The organism is Herbidospora cretacea (genome assembly GCF_001570605.1).
GTDB lineage: Bacteria > Actinomycetota > Actinomycetes > Streptosporangiales > Streptosporangiaceae > Herbidospora > Herbidospora cretacea.
In genome coordinates, this window is record NZ_BBXG01000009.1 from 172,810 (window position 1) to 190,019 (window position 17,210).

Sequence of the window (17,210 nt, forward strand, 5' to 3'; positions counted from 1 at the left end):
TGACGATCTCTCTGCGGCTAGGGCCGTGACATGTTTCGATGGCTTGGCCGCCCCTTTGGTGGCGCAAAGCTGAGTGGGCAGTGTCGGCGGGACGACTTCTATGGGGTGGCGCGGGTGGATAGTTCACGGCAGAACCGAGGTCCTGCGGCTTGGCTCGTTCGCGCGGGAGAGAACGGCGAAGCGGAAACGCGTGCGTGTACCGAGAAGCTGGCGCTCATCGGCTGGCACGAACTCGGTGACCTCGGAACATACAAGAGCAAAGAAGACCTTCGTGCGGCGGTTGCAAGCATTTATCCCGATTCGCCCGCAGGAAATGCGACAAGCCAGCTGTGGGGTTTCGTGCACGAGATGGAACCGGAAGACCTAGTGGTCATGCCTTTACGTAGCCAGGCGGGCATGATCGCGATCGGCCGGGTCGTGGGTCCGTACGAATACCAACCGGAGGGACTGCAGGACTTCCCGAACACAAGAGCTGTCGAGTGGTTCGGTGACCTACGCCCACGGGACATCGTTAAGACGGATCTTCGAGCAAGCATGGGTTCGCTTCTCACAGTGTCCCGGTTGCGACGGCATGAGGCACCGCGGCGAATCCTCCATCTCGCAGAACAGGGCACCGACCCAGGTGTCGACGGCGAACCCGAGGTCACGGACGTCAGTGGCCTGCTGGAAGACGCTGTGGAGCGCGCCGCGTCCAACCCTCGGAAGCTGACTGTTCGGCATCTTTTGGCCCACTGGGGAGTCTGGCGGCGGACTGCTGCTGTGATCGAGACGATCACTACGGATCTTGCGGAAGTCGGCCTGACGACACGTCCGCCCTTTACGCAGGGCTCTGTGGACAACGAAGTGGTTTTGGTGCCCAGCGCGGCAGAGCCGGCTCAGGCCGATGTCGTGTCTGAGGAGGGCGCGCAGATCAGCAGAGAGACCAAATCGGGCAAGCTGCGGTTAGGGAGTCTGCCGTCTCCTTTGGTGTTCGTCGCACCAGATGCCTCCCTTGACACGGTCCGAACCAAAATGTTGCAGAAAGGCTTCTCTCAACTTGCCGTCATCTCGGCTGACGGGACACTTCAGGGTGGGGTGACGTGGGAATCGATTGGCAAGGCATACGTCTCCTCTAGCACTCCGACGCTCAGAGACGCATTGGTCCTGTCTGTTGTCGTTGTCGACCATGACGCGCTCCTACTCGATCAGATCGAGGACATCAGCCGTCGCGGATTCATTTTCGTCAGAAGCAGCGATCGTAAGAGCGTGACGGGTATCGTCACGGCTGCGGATCTCTCAGCCCAGTTTGGGCTACACGCAAAGCCGTTCCTGCTGATCGAGGACGCGGAGAACCGCCTTCGCCGGGCCGCCAAAGTGTTCACCACTGAGGAACTTCGAGCCGCGGTTCCAAAATCCCGGCGGGCCAAGGTGCACGCGCCGGAGGATCTCACGTTCGGAAACTACAAGTATCTTCTTGACGATCCGGATCGTTGGAAGACTCTCGGTTGGAAGATCGATCACTCGATGCTGCTCGAGTTGCTGGTTGAGGTCAGAGACGTGCGCAACGAGATCATGCACTTTGCCCTGGACGCGTTGTCGGATCGGCAGCATGAGGCCATCGAAGAGCTGCTGATTCTCCTGGACGCTGCAGCACCCGAGAGATAGTGCTTCTCCTGAACAGGGCGATGAGGGCCATTCGAAGGTGGCCTAGCCACGGTGGAAGGTGGTCGATCAGGCCAGTCTGGCCGGGAAGCCGCCGGTGGCCACGGGGCCCCAGCGGGTCGGGGTGATCCGCAGCAGGGACTTGCCCTGGCGGATCATGGCGGCGCGGTATTCGTCCCAGTCGGGGTGCTCGCCCGAGATGCAGCGGAAGTACTCCACCAGGGGTTCGAGCGCCTCCGGCAGGTCGAGGACCTCCGCGTCGCCGTCGACCTGCACCCACGGGCCGTTCCAGTCGTCTGACAGGACGACCACGCTGACCTGCGCGTTGCGGCGGGCGTTGGCGGTCTTGGCCCGTTCGGGATAGGTGGAGATCACGATGCGGCCCTCGGCGTCGACGCCGCAGGCGACCGGGGAGGCCTGCGGGCGGCCGTCGCGGCGGGCCGTCACGACGATCGCGCGGTGGCGCGGCCGGAGGAATTCGAGCAGCTCTTCGCGGCTGACGGCGTCGTTCGTCGCGATCTTCATGGAATCACTCTAGGCGCAGGGGTCGCTAGTCCATATCATTCGAAACCCGGCAAGTCCCCTCGTGTCTTGGAGCGTTCCACATGCGTGTGCTCGTCGCCCCGCTCGCCGTGCTGTTAGGCGTCGCGGCCCTGTCCGCACCGGCCCAGGCGCAGGCTCCGGCCGTACGGATCACCAAGATCTTCTATGACTCGCCCGGCTCGCCCGACAACGGCGCGAACAGCAGCGTGAACGGGGAGTACATCCAGATCAAGAACGTCTCCAGGAAGGCGGTCAGCCTCAACGGCTGGACCGTCCAGGACGAGACCAAGCGGTCCGACCACGTCTACACGTTCACCGCTTTCACCCTCAAGCCCGGCAAGACGGTCACGCTCCGGAGCGGCAAGGGCAAGAACACCGCGACGACCCGTTACTGGCAGCGCAGCGGCCAGGGGACCTTCACCTACATCTGGAACCAGACCTCCGACACCGGCTACCTGCGCAACGCCGCCGGGAAGCTGGTCGACTCCTGCTCCTACAACTCCTCGCGGGATGACTACGTCGTCTGCTGAACTCGGGTCATGAAGAACCTGGGGGCCCTGCTGCGGCACATCCACCTCAACGGTCCGACGTCGCGCGCCGCGCTGACCGAGGAGTTCGGGCTGAACCGCAGCACGACCATGGCACTGACCGCCGAGCTCGCCGCCCTCGGGCTCGTCCGGGAGGAGCTGCCCGACGACGTGCAGAAGGCCGGGCGGCCGTCCCTGGTGGTGAGCCCGGAGACCGAGAAGGTGTTCGTGCTGGCCTTCGACGTGGCGGTCGACTGGCTGGTGGCCGCGCGGGTCGGGCTCGGCGGGGTCATCCTCGACCGGCGGGCGGCCGTGCGGCGGCGTCGCCACCCCGACCTCGACGACGTGGTCGGGACGCTGGCCGAGTTCGCCCGCCAGTTGCTTCGTGACGTCCCCGACGACGCCGTGTGCGTGGGGGTCGGGGCCTCTTACTGCGGCATGATCCGGCCCGGTGACGGGACGGTCCGCTACGGCCCCAAAACGGGCTGGGTCGACCAGGCCTTCGGCCCCGAGCTGGAACGCCGGCTGCCGCTGAACCTGCCCGTACGGGTCGGCAACGAGGCCCACCTCGGCGCGGTCGCGGAGAACCAGCGGGGGGCCGGGATCGGCTTCAGCAACCTCATCTACCTGCACGGCGACGTCGGGGTCGGCGGCGGGGTGATCATCGACGGCAAGCGTCTCGACGGGAACGACGGCTACGCCGCCGAGGCCGGTCACATGGTCGTCAACCCCTACGACGGGCGGCCGTGCCTGTGCGGGTCGCGCGGCTGCCTGGAGGCGGAGGTCGGCGAGAGCGCCCTGCTCGACCTGGCCGGATGGCCTCACGGCAGCGTCGGCCGCGACGCGGTCGCCTCGGTCGTCCACGCCGCCGAACGCGGTGACCGGACCGCCCGCGAGGCGCTCAACCGGGTCGGCGACTGGCTCGGGGTGGGCGTGGCCAACCTGATCAACCTGTTCAACCCCGGCGTGGTGGTCTTCGGCGGGATGCTCCGCGACGTCTACCGGGGCTCGGCCGGCCAGGTGCGGGCCCGTATCGAGGCCAACGTCCTGCCAGTGTCGCGCGAGCGCGTGGAGTTGCGCATCGCCGCCCTCGGCGACGACACCACGCTGGTCGGCGGGGCGGAACTCGGCTTCGCCGGGCTGTTCGCCGACCCGGCCGCCGCCGTCACGAACGCTGCCAGCCCTCCAGCTTGTCGGGGTTGAGCACGATCCAGACCGCCGTCACCTGATCGGCGGCGACGCTGACGCTGACCACCGCCACCGCCCGCGCGGCCTGGCGGAGCACCAGGCCGGTCCGCCCGTTCACCGGCGCGACGTGGACGTCGATCCCGCCGAGCAGCCGGGCCAGGAAGAGGGCCGCCGCGTCCGCGCCGTGGGTCGGGCGCAGTGGCGCGCGGACCTTGCCGCCGCCGTCACTGACCACCACGACGTCTGGTGACAGCACCGCGAGAAGCCCGGCCGGGTCGGCCGTGGCGCAGGCGGCGGCGAAACGGTGGGTGGTGTGGTCGTGGCGGGCCGGGGCCGGGTGGCCGAGCCGGGGAGGCGGGGGCCGCCGGGGCGCGGGCGCGGGCAGGGGACGCGGGGCGGGGCCGGCCAGGAGTTCCCGGATCAGCCAGGCCCGGGGCGCTGTGATCGAGGCGCGGTCGGCTTCGGGGAGGGCGTACCAGCGGCGGTAGGTCTCCTGGACGATCCGGTCGGCCGCCGTCTCGGAGCCGGACAGCCGGGTCGCGACGTCGAGCAGGTGCCGCCGCTCGTCGAGCAGCTCGGCGAGGGAGTCGGTCATGCGGGTCTTCTGGAGCGTTCGTACCCGGCGAGTTTGTCCGGGCTCATCACCCACAGCAGGCGGTGGATGCCTTCAGGGGAGGCGTCGAGGAGGAGCAGCGCCACATCGGCCCGGCGCTTCCTGACGAGGGCGGCGGGGCGGCCGTTCGCCTCGACGTAGGTGATCGTGACGCCGGGCCAGAACCGGGGGGCGAACGCCGCGACGAACTTGATCACCCTCGGCACGCCTTCCAGGACGATCCTCGCCGCGCCCACGACGCCGTTGCCGTCGGTGACGCTCACGACGTCCTGCGCCAGCAGGTCCTCCAGCGCGTGGACGTCGCCCGACTGGGCCGCGTTCAGGAAGGTCTCCAGCAGCCGCCGGTGGGCGGTCCTGTCGACGGGCTCGTGGCGCTCGGTCGACAGCCGCTTGCGGGCCCGGCTCACGAGCTGGCGCGCGTTGGCCGCGCCGACCTGGAGGATCTCCGCGATCTGCTCGTACGGATAGACGAACGCCTCCCGCAGCACATAGGCCGCCCGCTCGGTCGGCGACAGGCGTTCGAGCAGCAGCAGGAAGGCGATCTCCAGCGCCTCCCCGCGCTCGGCCCCCAGCGTGGGATCCGCGCTGGTGTCGACCGGCTCGGGCAGCCACGGCCCGATGTAGGACTCCCGCCGCGCCCGCGCCGACCCCGCCACGTTGATCGACAACCGGGTGGCGACCGTGGCCAGGAAGGCCGGCGGGCTCTGCACGGCGTCCCGGTCGGTCCCCTGCCAGCGCAGCCAGACCTCCTGGACGACGTCCTCGGCCTCGGCCGCGCTGCCCAGCATCCGGTAGGCGATGCCGAACAGGCGCGGCCGAAGCTCGGTGAAGACCGACGCGGCGTGCTCCAGTGAGTCCACGTGGGCTACTTCATCTCACGTGCTCGACGGCGTCGAGGATGGTCCGGGTCACCGTGTCGGGCCAGGAGACGGCGAGGGCGTGCGAGGCGCCGGGGATCTCCCTGGACCCCTTCGCCCTGGCCCTTTCGGCCATGTGACGCATCGCCTCGACCGGGATGACGCGGTCGTCCTCGCCGTGGACGAACCACGACGGCGTGTCCCGCCAGGCCGCCTCGGTGGCCATGTCGCCCAGCGCCCGCTCGGTGACCGGCCGCTGCAGCACCGCCATCACGGCGGCCGACTCGGGGTCGACGTCGTGGCAGTACTGCTCGTGGAACCGGGCCGGGTCGATCCGGAACTCGTTGCCGCCGGTGGCGACCGGATAGGCGATCAGGGTGTCGGCCAGGGTGTCGGCCAGGGTGGCGCCCTCGAACTTCTGCGCCAGCGCCTGGGCGCTCTCCCCGACTTCGGGGGCGAACGCGGACACGTACACCAGAGCCCTGACCGACGGATGGACGGCCTGGGTGATCACCATCCCCCCCGTACGAGTGGCCCACCAGCACGACCGGACCGCCGATCCCGTCGACCACGTCACGCACGTACGCCGCGTCGCCCTCCACCTCGCGCAGCGGGTTGGCCGCCGCGACGACGGGGAGCCCCTGGGCGTGCAGCCGGCGGATGACGCGCTTCCAGCTGCCCGACCCGGTGAACGCGCCGTGGACCAGGACGACGGTGGGGTTCACGGGCCCGCCTCGCCGACGTACTCGAAGGTCGGCAGGGCGCCCTTCTCGATCAGCGCCATGGCCTGGGCCTTCACCGCGAACATGGCCCCGACGGCCGACCCGAGCAGGCCCGGGCTTCCGTCGAACGCCTCTTCCAGGGAGCGCAGCAGGTCGCGGTACGTCCGGTTGAACTCCTCGGACGAGGCGGTTCCCGTGATCGGATGAACGCCTTCGGGGTCGACCCGGATGGGGTCGCCCGTCGGGCCCGATCCCGGGGTGTCGCCCCGCTGGTAGCGGCGGCCCGTCTTGAGCTCCATGAACCGGTAGTAGTGGGCGACCTCGTCGCGCTCCGGGTGGAAGACGTCCTTGTCGCCGTCCCAGACCTCGTCGCGGGCCATGCCCTCGCCCTGCTCCACGATCTCCGCCATCGCGGCCATCGCCGACTTGAGGTCGGTGACGGTGACGAGCTGCCCGGCGGTGTGGCGGAAGTGGCTCTCGCCGATCTGCCGGGACGGGTCGCCGGTGAAGACCGCCTCCTCGCCCAGCCGGTCGCAGAGCGTCCGCAGGCCGTTCTCGATCGCGGCGTAGAACTGGCCGATCGTGTCGTAGCCCTCGGTCCGCGCCTTCTCGCCGGGCGGCGTGGGCGCTTCCAGGCGCAGGAAGTTCTCCAGCGCCCGCGGGCCGAACGGCTCCAGCGACAACTCCAGGTTGCCGTGGGGCAGGGTCCGCGGGAACGGCTTCATGTTGCCGGGCGTGTCGAGCCGGGGCCGCCCGCCCACCGCGTTGAGCAGGTTGGCGGCCAGCGTCAGGTGCAGCATCTCCTCCGCGAACACGCTCCCCACCACTTGGACCGCCTCCGGGTTGCGCTCCGGGTCGAGCGTGTAGAGCGCGCACAGGTAGGGCGGGAGGGTGGCGTGTTCGAGCTCGACCGCCCACTGCAGGTGTTCTCGCAGGTCGTCGAGTGTCTCAGGCATCTTCTACGAGCACCTCGCTCATCGGGACCACCCCAGGCGGTCGAGTTCGTCCTGTTCGACGAAGGTGAGCATCGGCGTGCCCGGCGCGCAGAGCATCGTGACGGTGAATCTCACCGGCACGTCGTCGCGGGCGTTGCCGTCCTGGAAGTGGATGACGTCGCCGCCCGGCTCCCAGAAGACCTCCCCGGCCTTGACCACCCGGACCGGCTGCCCCTGCAGCTCGAACCGCATCTCCCCCTCCAGGACGTAGCCGAAGGCCGGTCCGGAGTGGCGGTGCGGCGGGGTGCCCGGGTCGCCCGGCGGATATTCGATGACGATGGTCATCGCGTGGGCCCCGTCGGGGATGAAGGGAGGCTCGACCTCCTGGAGCAGAGTCAGCGCGTTCTTCCATGCCTCGGACATGCGATCACTTCCCCTGGTCGTTCTTGAGCCATTCGAGGTAGCCGATCCGCCCCAGCACGGCCCCGTCGCCGGGGACGAGGGTGCGCTCCTCCAGCTCGCTGCCGAAGTAGCGGGCGTGGACGTCGGCCACGACCGTCCTTGAGTCGCCGAGGGCCTGGAGGGCCTCGCGGATGAACTCGTCCATCTGCCGCTGCTCGGGCCCGGCGATCTCCAGCCGCCCGTTCAGGGGTTCTCCGACGGCGACCTTGGCGACGTTCTCGGAGACCTCCGCCCCCGCGATGGGCTGGAACCGGACCGGTGCGATGTGCACCTCGCCGTCCCGGGTCGCCTCGTCGGCGATGCCCTTGACGAACTCGAAGAACTGGGTGGCGTGGACGAGCGAGTAGGGCACCCCCGACCGCTCGATGATCTCCTCCTGGGCGATCTTGGCCCGGAAGTAGTCGTTCTTGGGCAGCCGCTCGCTGCCGACGATCGACAGCGCGACGTGGTGCCCGACCCCGGCCTCCTTCTCGGCGGCCAGGATGTTGGCGGTCGAGGTGGTGAAGAAGTTCCACACCGCGTCCCGCTCCCAGGAGGGCGAGTTGGAGACGTCCACGACCACCTGAGCGCCGGTCAGCGCCTCGGCCAGCCCTTCCCCGGTGAGGGTGTTCACCCCGGTGCTGGGCGCGGCGGCCACCGCCTCGTGCCCCTGCTCGGTCAGCTTCTCGATCAGCCGCGACCCGATCAGGCCGGTGCCCCCGATGACGACGATCTTCATTGACTACCCCTTGTGGTCGGTTCGCCGGGCGTTTTCCCGGCCGCCAGCTAAGACAGGGCAGCCTCCGAAGTTGTGACAAACGCCGCGAACTTCTTTTCAGATACCCACTGACCTGGGGTTATACGACATGGCCCGACGCCTCCCACAGGGCGCCGACCGGGACGGCGAGCATGCCGTCGCCGAAGGAGAACGTCTGCGTGCCGGTGTGCAGGACGATCCCGGCCACGAAGTCGCTCCCGACCCGGACGGCCAGATGGCGGAGCCCGGCGAAATCGTCCGGCCGTACGGTCGAGGCGGCTTTGACCTCGATGCCGACCACCTGCCCCCGGCGGCTCTCCAGGACGGCGTCCACCTCCACCTTGTCCTTGGTCCGGTAGTGGTGGAGATCGACGCGGGTCTCCGACCAGGTCGCCTGGCGGGCGAGCTCCATCAGGACGAAGCCCTCCAGCAGCGCCCCGAACGGCCCACCGGGCCGCAGGAGGCTGTGGGCGTCGACGCCGAGGAGATTGGCCGCCACGCCCGAGTCGACGAAGGCGACCTTCGGGGTGTGCATGCCACCTCGTGGTGAGATGGTCGCTGTGGTGGTGGTGAGTTGGTCGCTGGACTGACGGTGAGATCGTCGGGGTCAGCGGCGGGAGAGGATGACCGCGGTCGCCTGCTCGGCGGAGGGCGCCAGGTCCACCGTCTCGCCCGACATGATCTGGTAGGTCGCCGGGGGGTGGCCGACCGTGACGGTCGCCAGGTGGCGTCTGCCCTGGTCGGCGATCCACAGTTCGGCGGCCGGGCGGGAAGGGGCCGCCGGGAGCAGGGGCCAGCCGGTGGCGCGCAGGTCGAGGGTGACGCGGTCGACGCGGCACACCCGCAGGCCCGCCTTGAGGAGGAGCCGGCGGATGGCGCCGAGGGCCTGTTCGTGGCCGGTCTCCAGGCCGGTCAGGGGATGCGGCTGCGCGGAGGGCATGTGATCACGCTAGGCAGCGCTTTTCCCCGCGAACCAGTATTTTGCAGCAGTTTGCACGATCACTCGGCCCGTGCCCCGGCGGCGGCGATCAGGCGGCGGGCCGGGTCGCCGTAGACCGCCGAGGCCGCCAGCCGGTCGAAGGCCCGCTCGTAGAGGGCCACCTCGTGGGGCTGGGTGAGGGCCAGGCTCGCGGCGAGGGTCTCGATCTGGACCGTCCGCCGGTCGAGGATCCAGAAGCCGGTCAGCGGGAGCGACCCGTGGTCGGCCGAGGTCGGGATGACACCGAGGCGGACGTTCTTCAGCGCCATGTCGCCCAGCAACTGGTCGAGCTGGGCGGGCAGGACCCCGGCCGGCACCACGCCGGCCGTCAGCGCCACCTCGCACAGAACGGCGTGGAACCGGTGTCTGCCCCGGTGGAGGATGTGGCGGCGCTCCATGCGGGCCTGGACCGCCTCGGCGACGTCGTTCGGGACCTGGAGCAGGTCGACGACCGCGCCCAGGACGGCGGCGGCGTAGTCGGGGGTCTGGAACAGGCCGGGGATGTAGAAGGTCTCGAACATGCGGAACAGCCGCGTCCCGGACTCGATCGCGACCCGGTCGCGCTGGCGGCCGCGCAGGCCCGGCTGGAGCTGGCGGCGCCACTCGACGTACATCGTCTCGATGCCGCGCAGGCTGGCCAGCAGGTCGGAGAACTGGTCGTCGGCGGCGCAGTGCAGGCACCAGGCGCGCAGGTCCTCTTCGGACGGCGTCTGCTTGCCGAACTCGATGCGGGACACCTTGGAGGAGTGCCAGCCCGCGAGCGCGGCCAGGGCGACGCCCGACAGCCGGGCGTCACGGCGGAGGTCGCGGAGGCGGATGCCGAGCGCCTGGCGGGCTTTGAGGGTGGGCGTGGACATCAGACTCGGTATCGGTCGTGCGGGATGGCGCGGAACCAGATCTCGTCGCGGGCGGAGCGGCACTGGTCGAGGTCGCGCCGGTCGGTGGCGAGGCGGAACCCCGCCGAGGTGCCGTCGGGGTTGAACAGGCTGAAGACGAGAAGGTCGTCGTCGAAGAGCCAGTAGTCGTCCGGCGGGAGGGAGATCCCCGCCGCCTCATGGCGGGGGAGGTAGCGGATCTCCTCGCCCACCCTGATGTTCTGCCGGTCGATCGTCATCGCCCAGCGGATGTAGTCGGACCACGGTTCGGAGACGACGCGGGCGCGGTGGATGGTCGTCCCCCTGGCGATCGCCGCGCTGGCGTGGGTGAGCCAGGAGTCGTGCCAGACGTGGTCGTCGGGCTGGCCGAGGAGCCACGACGTGAAGGGCGCGCTCTCCTCGGCGGTGCCGTAGATGTCCTTCAGTTCCAGATGGAACGCCCTCCGGCGACCGGGCCACAGCGCTCGGAACTGCTCACCGGTGAGCGGCTGTGCGGTCTCCATCGACGGGCTCTTTCGGTAGGTGCTGCATCAGGGCGGCGGGGATCTCGACGTACGTCTCATGGTCCGGTACGTCTTTCAGGGCCTCCAGGGCCTCCGGATCCGTGATCTTCCAGCCCTGGACGACGTAGGTGTCCCGGTCGGTCGCGAAGAGGGTGGGTGACTGATCCCCCGTGGTCTCCTTGCCGAGGAACGTGAGCTTCACGGCCGATCCCTTCGCTGGCGTTCGCAGGCCCCTTGCTGCACCGGAGATGGTGCGGGTTGCCCTTCGGCCTCGTCAACGGCCATCGAGAGAAGGGACCCCCACTAATCTATTTCGTCCGGCTGCGGTGCAAGGAAAAAGCCCACCGCGACGGGCGCGATGGGCCTTTCCCGGTGAGCGCTAGCTGCCGTACACCTCGAACTGGAACAGCGAGTAGCCCCAGGCGGTGCCTCTGGCCGTTCCGTAGATGCGGACGTACCTGGCCGCGTTGTTGAGGCCGGTGTTGTCGTCCTCGCCGCCGTTGCCGCCGGTCACGGTCCGGACGGTGGCCCAGGTCGTGCCGTTGGCGGAGGTCTGGATCTGGTAGGCCGAGCCGTAGGCGGCCTCCCAGAGCAGTCGCACGCGGTTGATCGTGTAGGTCTGGCCCAGGTCGACCTGGATCCACTGCGGGTCGGCGAAGGCGCTGGCCCATCGCGTCGTGGCCGAGGAGTCGACCGCGGCGGAGGCCGGGTACTGGGCCGCCTCCACGCTCGACGCCGTGGCCGTCTTGTTCAGGGCCAGGTTGGTGACGGTGGGCGTACAGGACCTGAGGAAGGTGAAGTCGTCCACGTCGAACAGGCCGGTGCCCGTGCCGGTGAAGGTGAGGAAGATGTTGGCGCTGCCCGACGGGACGCCGGACAGGGCCGCGGTCACGTCGGCGTAGGTGTCCCAGCTCCCGGTGTTCGGGACGGTGATTGTGCCCAGGATCGGGCCGGTCTGGGAGCCGGTGCGGACCTGGATCTGGCCGCCGTTGCCGCCGGAGACGACGCGGGCCCGGATCGCGGTCGCGCCGCCGACGGTGATGTTGTTGTAGCCCGCCCAGTCGCCCGGCTCGATGTAGCCGAGGGTCTGGCCGTTGTTGGCGCCGGCCTTGGTGAAGGCCTGGGCGCCGCTCACCGAGGTGAACGACTCGGCGTGGACGCGCACGTCGCAGATCGGGGCGCCGCCCAGTTCCTTGATCCGCACGTTCCGGAACGCGGCCTGGTCGCCCGAGCCGTGGTTCTGGAGGCCGATGTAGCCGTCGAGGTTGCGGGCCGCGTCGGTGTTGGTGAAGTCGTTCACCTGGACGCCGTTGAGGTAGACGCGGACGCGCTGGCCCTCGACGAGCAGTTCGTAGGTGTTCCACTCACCCGGCGGGTTGAGGTTGGCGTCGCGGGCGGCGATGTCGGCCGACTTGAAGCCGTAGATCGAACCGGTGGTCCGGTCGGCGGTGTCGGTGGCGTCGATCTGGATCTCGTAGCCCTGGTTGACGGCGATGTTCGGGTCGCCACCGGGGTTCGGGAACCCGATGAAGACGCCGGAGTTGCTGTCACCCGTGAGACGCCAGTCGGCCTTCAGCGAGTAGGACGTGTACTGCTTGGCGTTGTACCAGAACAGGCCCATCCCGCCGACGGACGACAGGGTCGCGTCGGAGTTGGAGAAGCTGCCCGGCCCCGACTGCGACCAGCCGGTGGTCGAGCCGTTGTAGAGCGTCGTGTAGCCCGTCTCCGGGCGGCAGTCGGCGTCGGCGCGCTTGGCGGCGTACCGGATGCCGCCGAGGAGCTGGCTGCGGAAGCCCGCCTCGGCGTAGGTCGACTGGGTGTGGCCGAAGCCCGTGTAGAACGAGCGGCCGCTGTCGATGCCCTTGCACCAGGTGATCGGGTGGTCGCCGCCCATCGAGCCGCCCGAGTAGGTCGACTCGTCGAGCGTGGCCAGGACCCGGGCGGTGGAGCGCGGGTTGGTCTGGTAGTTGTACAGCTCGTCGGTGCGGGTCCAGGCCTGCGGCAGGTGGCTGGTCGCCGGGTGGGCCCGGTTCTCGGTCCTGGACGTGACCTGCTGGATCGCCGGGTGGCTGGCGAAGTAGGCCCCGGCGAGGGTGTTGTAGAACGACCAGCCGTATTCGGTGTCGGCCGCCGCGTGGACGCCGACGTAGCCGCCGCCCCCGCGGATGTAGCTCTCGAACGCCGTCTGCTGGGAGGCGTTCAGCACGTCGCCGGTCGTGTTGAGGAACACCACGGCCTCGTACTGGGCGAGGTTGCCGGTGGTGAAGGCGGCGGCGTCCTCGGTCGCGGTCACGGTGAAGCTGTTGGCCGCGCCCAGGTCACGGATGGCCTGGGTGCCGACCGCGATCGAGTCGTGCCGGAAGCCCGCCGTCTTGGAGAAGACGAGCACGTCGTAGGGGGCGTCGGCGGCCTGGGCCGGGGACGCGGTCAGGGCGGTGGCGGCGAGGGCGATGGCCCCGGCGCCGATGAGGAGTTTCCGCATCAGGAGAAGGTCCACTTCTGGTTCGCGGCCGCGGTGCAGGTCTGTTGCTGGACGGTGGTGCTGTCAGCGGTGCTGCTGCCCGTGACGCCGACGCACTTCGCCGATCCCACGTTGCGGATCGTGCCGTCGGCCGGGGTCGTCCAGTTCTGGGCGTTGGTGCCGTTGCACGTGTAGAGCTGGATCTTCGCGCCGTCGGCGGTGCTGGCGCCAGACACGTCGAGGCACTTGCCGAAGGCCCGGATGGTCTGCCCGGTGCGGGTCCAGGTCTGCGATGCCGAGCTGTTGCACGTGTAGATCTGGATCTGGGTGCCGTCGGCGGTGGCCCCGCTGCGGACGTCCAGGCACTTGCCGCCCAGGCCGGTGATCCGGCCGTTGGCAGTCGGGGTGCCGGTCGTGAAGGTGAAGGTGTCGAGGTCGAACAGGGCTCCGGTGCCGGTGCCCGCGAAGGTCAGGTAGAGCGAGGTGGCGGTCGACGGAGCCCCGGAGATCGTGCCGGTGACGGTGGCGAAGGTCTCCCAGCCGCCGGTCGGGGCGACGGTGGCCTGACCGATGATCGTGCCGGTGGGCGATCCGGTGCGGAACTGGAGGGTGCCGCCGATGCCGGCCGAGGAGACCCGGGCCGAGAACGACGTCGCGTTGTTCAGCTTGTACGGGTCGAACTGGATCCAGTCGCCGTTGTGGATGTCACCGACGGTCCGGCCGCCGTCGGCGGTGGCCTTCGTCATCAGCGTCACGCCCTGCGCCGTCTTGTAGTGCTCGGCCTGGCGCTTGCGCGGCTGCAGGATGTTCTGCGCGTGGACGTTCAGGCCGCCGTTGTCGGTGTAGGACGCGTCGAAGATCGGGAAGATGTTGGCCGCGTCGTCGTGCTCGCCGTCGACCGGGATGGTGATCGTGCCGGAGCACCCGGTCTGCGAGGTGATCTGGTGGGCGTGCTGGTCGTGGCCCAGCGCGTAGGCCATGGTCACCCGGGAGCAGTTGACCGCGCCGTCCTCGGGGTCGGTGACGGTGACGCTCCACGGCACGGCGTCGCCGAAGGAGACGAGCTGGCCGGAGGCGGGCAGGTTGATCGTCACGGTCGGGGCGGTGTTGCCGACGCTGATGACGACGCTGGAGGTCCCGGTCGCGCCCTGCGGGTCGCGCACGGTCAGCGTGGCGGTGTAGGTGCCGTTCGCCGAGTAGGTCTTGGTCGGGTTGGCCGCCGTCGACGTGGTGCCGTCGCCGAAGGCCCACGAGTAGGTGAGCGTGCCGCCCTCGGGGTCACTGCTGCCCGCAGAGGAGAACGTCACCGACAGCGGGGCCGCGCCCGAGGTGCGGTTCGAGCCGGCCACGGCGGTCGGGGCGCGGTTGCCGCCGCCGACGTAGTCGTAGCGGTAGAGGGCGCTGTTGGCGTCGCCGTTGAAGTAGCCGGTGCCGTAGTCGAGGACGTAGTAGGCGCCGTCGGGGCCGAACGCCGAGTCCATGACCTGCTTGCCGTTCCACGGGAAGGTGTCGATCGTGCCCACCGACCCGTCGCTGTTCACGTGGATGGGCTTGACCCAGCCGCGGCCGAACTCGGTGGCGAAGAACTGGCCGTCGAAGGACTGCGGGAACTTCGTGGCCGAGGTGTTCGCGGCGTCGTAGCGGTAGACCGGGCCGCCCATGGGCGACTCGCTGCCGCCGCCGAACGCCGACGGGGTGCCGGCGTCGCCGCCGTAGCGGATCCAGGCCGCGCGCGGCTGCGGCAGCGTCTGGAGGCCGGTGTTGCGGAAGGAGTTGTTCGTCGGCTGCCCGGCGCAGTTGTACTTCGCCCCGGTCGCGTTGGTGGCGAAGTTCCACTCGTTGTACGTCTCGGTCGTGGTGTTCGTGCCGGTGCAGTAGGGCCAGCCGTAGTTGCCGGGACTCGTGACGCGGTTGAACTCGACCTGGCCGGAGGGGCCCCGGGTCGAGCTGGTGGCACCCGCGTCGGGGCCGTAGTCGCCGACGTAGACGACGCCCGTGGCCTTGTCGACGCTGATCCGGAACGGGTTCCGGAAGCCCATCGCGTAGATCTCGGGACGGGTGTTCGCCGTCCCCGGCGCGAACAGGTTGCCCGACGGGATCGAGTAGGTCCCGTTGGCGTTCACCTTGATGCGCAGGATCTTGCCGCGCAGGTCGTTGGTGTTGCCCGCGCTGCGCTGCGCGTCGTAGGCCGGGTTGCGCTCGGTCCGCTCGTCGAGCGGCGAGTAGCCGGACGACTCGAACGGGTTGGTGTCGTCACCCGTCGACAGGTAGAGGTTGCCGGCCGCGTCGAAGTCCATGTCGCCGCCGACGTGGCAGCAGATGCCCCGGCTGGCGGGCACGTCCAGGACGGTGACCTGGCTGCCGGTGTTGAGGGTGAAGTCGGCGTTGAGCGTGAACCGGGACAGGCGGTTCACGCCGGTCCAGGTGGTCCAGGTGGCGGCGGTTCCGGTGGCGGGGGCGTCGCCGGAGGGGGTGCTCAGCGGCGGGGCGTAGTAGAGGTAGATCTGCCGGTTGGAGGCGAAACCAGGGTCGACGGCGACGCCCTGGAGGCCCTCCTCGTCGTGCGTGTAGACCGGCAGCGTGCCGATCACGGTGGTGTTCCCGGCGGCGTCGGTCCGCCGGAGGGTGCCGTTGCGGGCGGTGTGCAGGACCGAGCGGTCGGGCAGCACCGCGAGCGACATCGGTTCGCCCGTCTCGGCCACCCCCTTGGCCAGGGTGACCTGCTGGAAGTCGGTCGCGTTGATGGTGTGGGCCTGGGCGGGGACGGCGGTGACGCCTGTCAGGAGCAGTGATAAGGCGGCGATGAGCGGCCAGCGGCGGTGTTTCATGCACTTCCTTAAGGCGAGCTTGACTCTTTCGCAGCGTAAATTGTTTCGGGAAGATGGTCTAGAAGTTACGTACGGTCCAACGCATCTTTTGTTTTTTTGTGCGAAAGTAGGTCGTGGGATAGTTTCCTCCGTGAAGACCAACCGCCCGGAGAACACGCACCAGGCCGCGCTGCTGCGCCTCCTGCGCGACGGCGCCCGGTCGCGAGCCGAGCTCAACGACCTCTCTTCTGACGCCGCCGGCTGGCGGATGTCCCGCTCGAAACTCAACACCGAGCTCGACCGCCTCATCGAGCTCGGCCTGGCCGAGCCCGACGGCTTCGCCGAGTCCCGGGGCGGACGGCGGTCCGGGCTGGTCAGGCTGGCGAGCGCCACCCGGTTCGCGGGCATCGACATCGGCGCCACCTCGGTCGACGTGGCCGTCACCGACGGTGAGCTCAACGTGCTCGGCCACGTGAGCGAGCCGATCGACATCAGAAGCGGCCCCGGGCCGGTCCTCGACCGGGCCCTCGACCTCGTCGGCAAGCTCAAGGAGCAGGGCCTCTACACGCAGCTCAACGGGGCCGGCGTCGGGGTCCCCGGGCCGGTGAGCTTCGCCGAGGGGGTGCCGGTCGCGCCGCCGATCATGCCCGGCTGGAACCGCTACCCGCTGCGCGAGACGATCAGCCAGGAACTCGGCTGCGCCGCGATGGTCGACAACGACGTGAACCTCATGGCGCTCGGCGAACTGCACGCCGGGGTCGCCCGCCAGGTCAACGACTTCCTGCTGGTCAAGATCGGCACCGGCGTCGGCTGCGGCATCGTGGTCGACGGCAAGATCTACCGAGGGGTGTCGGGCAGCGCGGGCGACATCGGCCACATGCGCATCGACGAGAACGGTCCGCTGTGCCCGTGCGGCAACACCGGCTGCCTGGAGGCCTATTTCGGCGGGTCGGCCCTGGCCGCCCAGGCCGAGGCGGCGGCCCGCAGCGGCTCCTCGCCCTACCTGGCGCAGCGGCTGGCCGAGGGTGGGCCGCTGACCGCCGAGGACGTCGCCGTCGCCGCCATGCAGGGCGACCCGGTGGCCATCAAGCTGATAAGGGACGGCGGCCGCCGCGTCGGCCAGGTGCTGGCCGGGCTGGTCAGCTTCTTCAACCCCGGCCTGGTGATCATCGCGGGCGGGGTGGCCCGGCTCGGCCACATCCTGCTCGCCGAGATCCGCAGCGTCGTCTACCGGCGGTCACTGCCGCTGGCGACGGGGAACCTGCCGATCGTGCTGTCGGAACTGGAGGACGTCGCGGGAGTGGTGGGCGCCGCCCGGCTCATCAGCGATCACGTCTACTCGGCGTGAAGTCGGTGTGAAG

General features: G+C 69.6%; 18 protein-coding genes. 4 read left to right on the forward strand and 14 right to left on the reverse strand.

The features are described from left to right. The first annotated feature begins 30 nt into the window (after positions 1-30). Positions 31-1,644 carry a CBS domain-containing anti-phage protein gene (locus tag AW270_RS19945; protein ID WP_157522279.1) on the forward strand — a complete coding sequence of 538 codons (1,614 nt, stop codon included), beginning with the start codon at positions 31-33 and terminating at the stop codon, positions 1,642-1,644. A 66-nt stretch (positions 1,645-1,710) separates the two neighbouring features. On the opposite strand, the gene AW270_RS19950 is transcribed toward AW270_RS19945, so the two are convergent. Beyond that, positions 1,711-2,166: a PPOX class F420-dependent oxidoreductase gene (locus AW270_RS19950; protein WP_061296528.1), complete on the reverse strand. Its 456-nt coding sequence runs from the start codon at positions 2,164-2,166 to the stop codon at positions 1,711-1,713. Positions 2,167-2,246: 80 nt separating this feature from the next. On the opposite strand from AW270_RS19950, the gene AW270_RS19955 reads away from it, so the two are divergent. Then, positions 2,247-2,714 (forward strand): lamin tail domain-containing protein, encoded by a 468-nt coding sequence (locus AW270_RS19955; RefSeq protein ID WP_061296530.1) that lies wholly within the window; start codon positions 2,247-2,249, stop codon positions 2,712-2,714. A gap of 9 nt (positions 2,715-2,723) precedes the next feature. Next, complete coding sequence (locus tag AW270_RS19960; protein ID WP_061296532.1) at positions 2,724-3,914, forward strand: ROK family protein; 1,191 nt, start codon at positions 2,724-2,726, stop codon at positions 3,912-3,914. Here the strand turns inward: AW270_RS19960 and AW270_RS39885 are convergent. The 13 genes from AW270_RS39885 to AW270_RS20025 form a co-directional block, all read right to left on the reverse strand. Continuing rightward, a complete protein-coding gene (locus AW270_RS39885; RefSeq protein WP_157522282.1) occupies positions 3,877-4,494 on the reverse strand; it encodes a sigma-70 family RNA polymerase sigma factor family protein in 618 nt (205 codons plus the stop codon). The genes AW270_RS19960 and AW270_RS39885 overlap by 38 nt on opposite strands. Continuing rightward, a complete protein-coding gene (locus AW270_RS19970) occupies positions 4,491-5,372 on the reverse strand; it encodes an RNA polymerase sigma-70 factor (protein ID WP_061296533.1) in 882 nt (293 codons plus the stop codon). The genes AW270_RS39885 and AW270_RS19970 overlap by 4 nt, the downstream gene beginning before the upstream one ends. A 10-nt stretch (positions 5,373-5,382) precedes the next feature. Further along, complete coding sequence (locus tag AW270_RS19975) at positions 5,383-5,886, reverse strand: alpha/beta fold hydrolase (protein ID WP_218009289.1); 504 nt, start codon at positions 5,884-5,886, stop codon at positions 5,383-5,385. A gap of 204 nt (positions 5,887-6,090) precedes the next feature. Further along, entirely contained in the window at positions 6,091-7,047 is a 957-nt protein-coding gene (locus AW270_RS19980; RefSeq protein WP_061296537.1) for a ferritin-like domain-containing protein, read from the reverse strand. 18 nt (positions 7,048-7,065) lie between these two features. Beyond that, positions 7,066-7,449 (reverse strand): cupin domain-containing protein, encoded by a 384-nt coding sequence (locus AW270_RS19985; RefSeq protein ID WP_061296540.1) that lies wholly within the window; start codon positions 7,447-7,449, stop codon positions 7,066-7,068. Positions 7,450-7,453: 4 nt separating this feature from the next. Beyond that, positions 7,454-8,206, reverse strand: coding sequence for an SDR family oxidoreductase (locus AW270_RS19990; RefSeq protein ID WP_061296542.1), 753 nt, complete (start codon positions 8,204-8,206; stop codon positions 7,454-7,456). A 118-nt stretch (positions 8,207-8,324) separates the two neighbouring features. After that, the gene (locus AW270_RS19995) at positions 8,325-8,759 is read right to left on the reverse strand and encodes a DUF4143 domain-containing protein (RefSeq protein ID WP_061296544.1); all 435 of its coding nucleotides are present in this window, start codon (positions 8,757-8,759) and stop codon (positions 8,325-8,327) included. Between the two features lie 72 nt (positions 8,760-8,831). Continuing rightward, a complete protein-coding gene (locus tag AW270_RS20000) occupies positions 8,832-9,164 on the reverse strand; it encodes a hypothetical protein (RefSeq protein ID WP_061296546.1) in 333 nt (110 codons plus the stop codon). Positions 9,165-9,223: 59 nt separating this feature from the next. Then, positions 9,224-10,060 (reverse strand): helix-turn-helix domain-containing protein, encoded by an 837-nt coding sequence (locus AW270_RS20005; RefSeq protein ID WP_061296548.1) that lies wholly within the window; start codon positions 10,058-10,060, stop codon positions 9,224-9,226. Further along, complete coding sequence (locus AW270_RS20010) at positions 10,060-10,581, reverse strand: DUF6879 family protein (protein ID WP_061296550.1); 522 nt, start codon at positions 10,579-10,581, stop codon at positions 10,060-10,062. Before AW270_RS20010 ends, AW270_RS20005 begins: the two co-directional genes overlap by 1 nt. Further along, the gene (locus AW270_RS20015; protein ID WP_061296553.1) at positions 10,553-10,783 is read right to left on the reverse strand and encodes a hypothetical protein; all 231 of its coding nucleotides are present in this window, start codon (positions 10,781-10,783) and stop codon (positions 10,553-10,555) included. Before AW270_RS20015 ends, AW270_RS20010 begins: the two co-directional genes overlap by 29 nt. Before the next feature lie 177 nt (positions 10,784-10,960). Beyond that, complete coding sequence (locus AW270_RS37875; protein WP_157522285.1) at positions 10,961-13,063, reverse strand: ThuA domain-containing protein; 2,103 nt, start codon at positions 13,061-13,063, stop codon at positions 10,961-10,963. Next, positions 13,063-15,870, reverse strand: coding sequence for a PQQ-dependent sugar dehydrogenase (locus tag AW270_RS20025; RefSeq protein ID WP_061296555.1), 2,808 nt, complete (start codon positions 15,868-15,870; stop codon positions 13,063-13,065). The genes AW270_RS37875 and AW270_RS20025 overlap by 1 nt, the downstream gene beginning before the upstream one ends. A 130-nt stretch (positions 15,871-16,000) precedes the next feature. On the opposite strand from AW270_RS20025, the gene AW270_RS20030 reads away from it, so the two are divergent. Further along, a complete protein-coding gene (locus AW270_RS20030) occupies positions 16,001-17,197 on the forward strand; it encodes an ROK family protein (protein ID WP_061296557.1) in 1,197 nt (398 codons plus the stop codon). Positions 17,198-17,210: the final 13 nt, after the last annotated feature.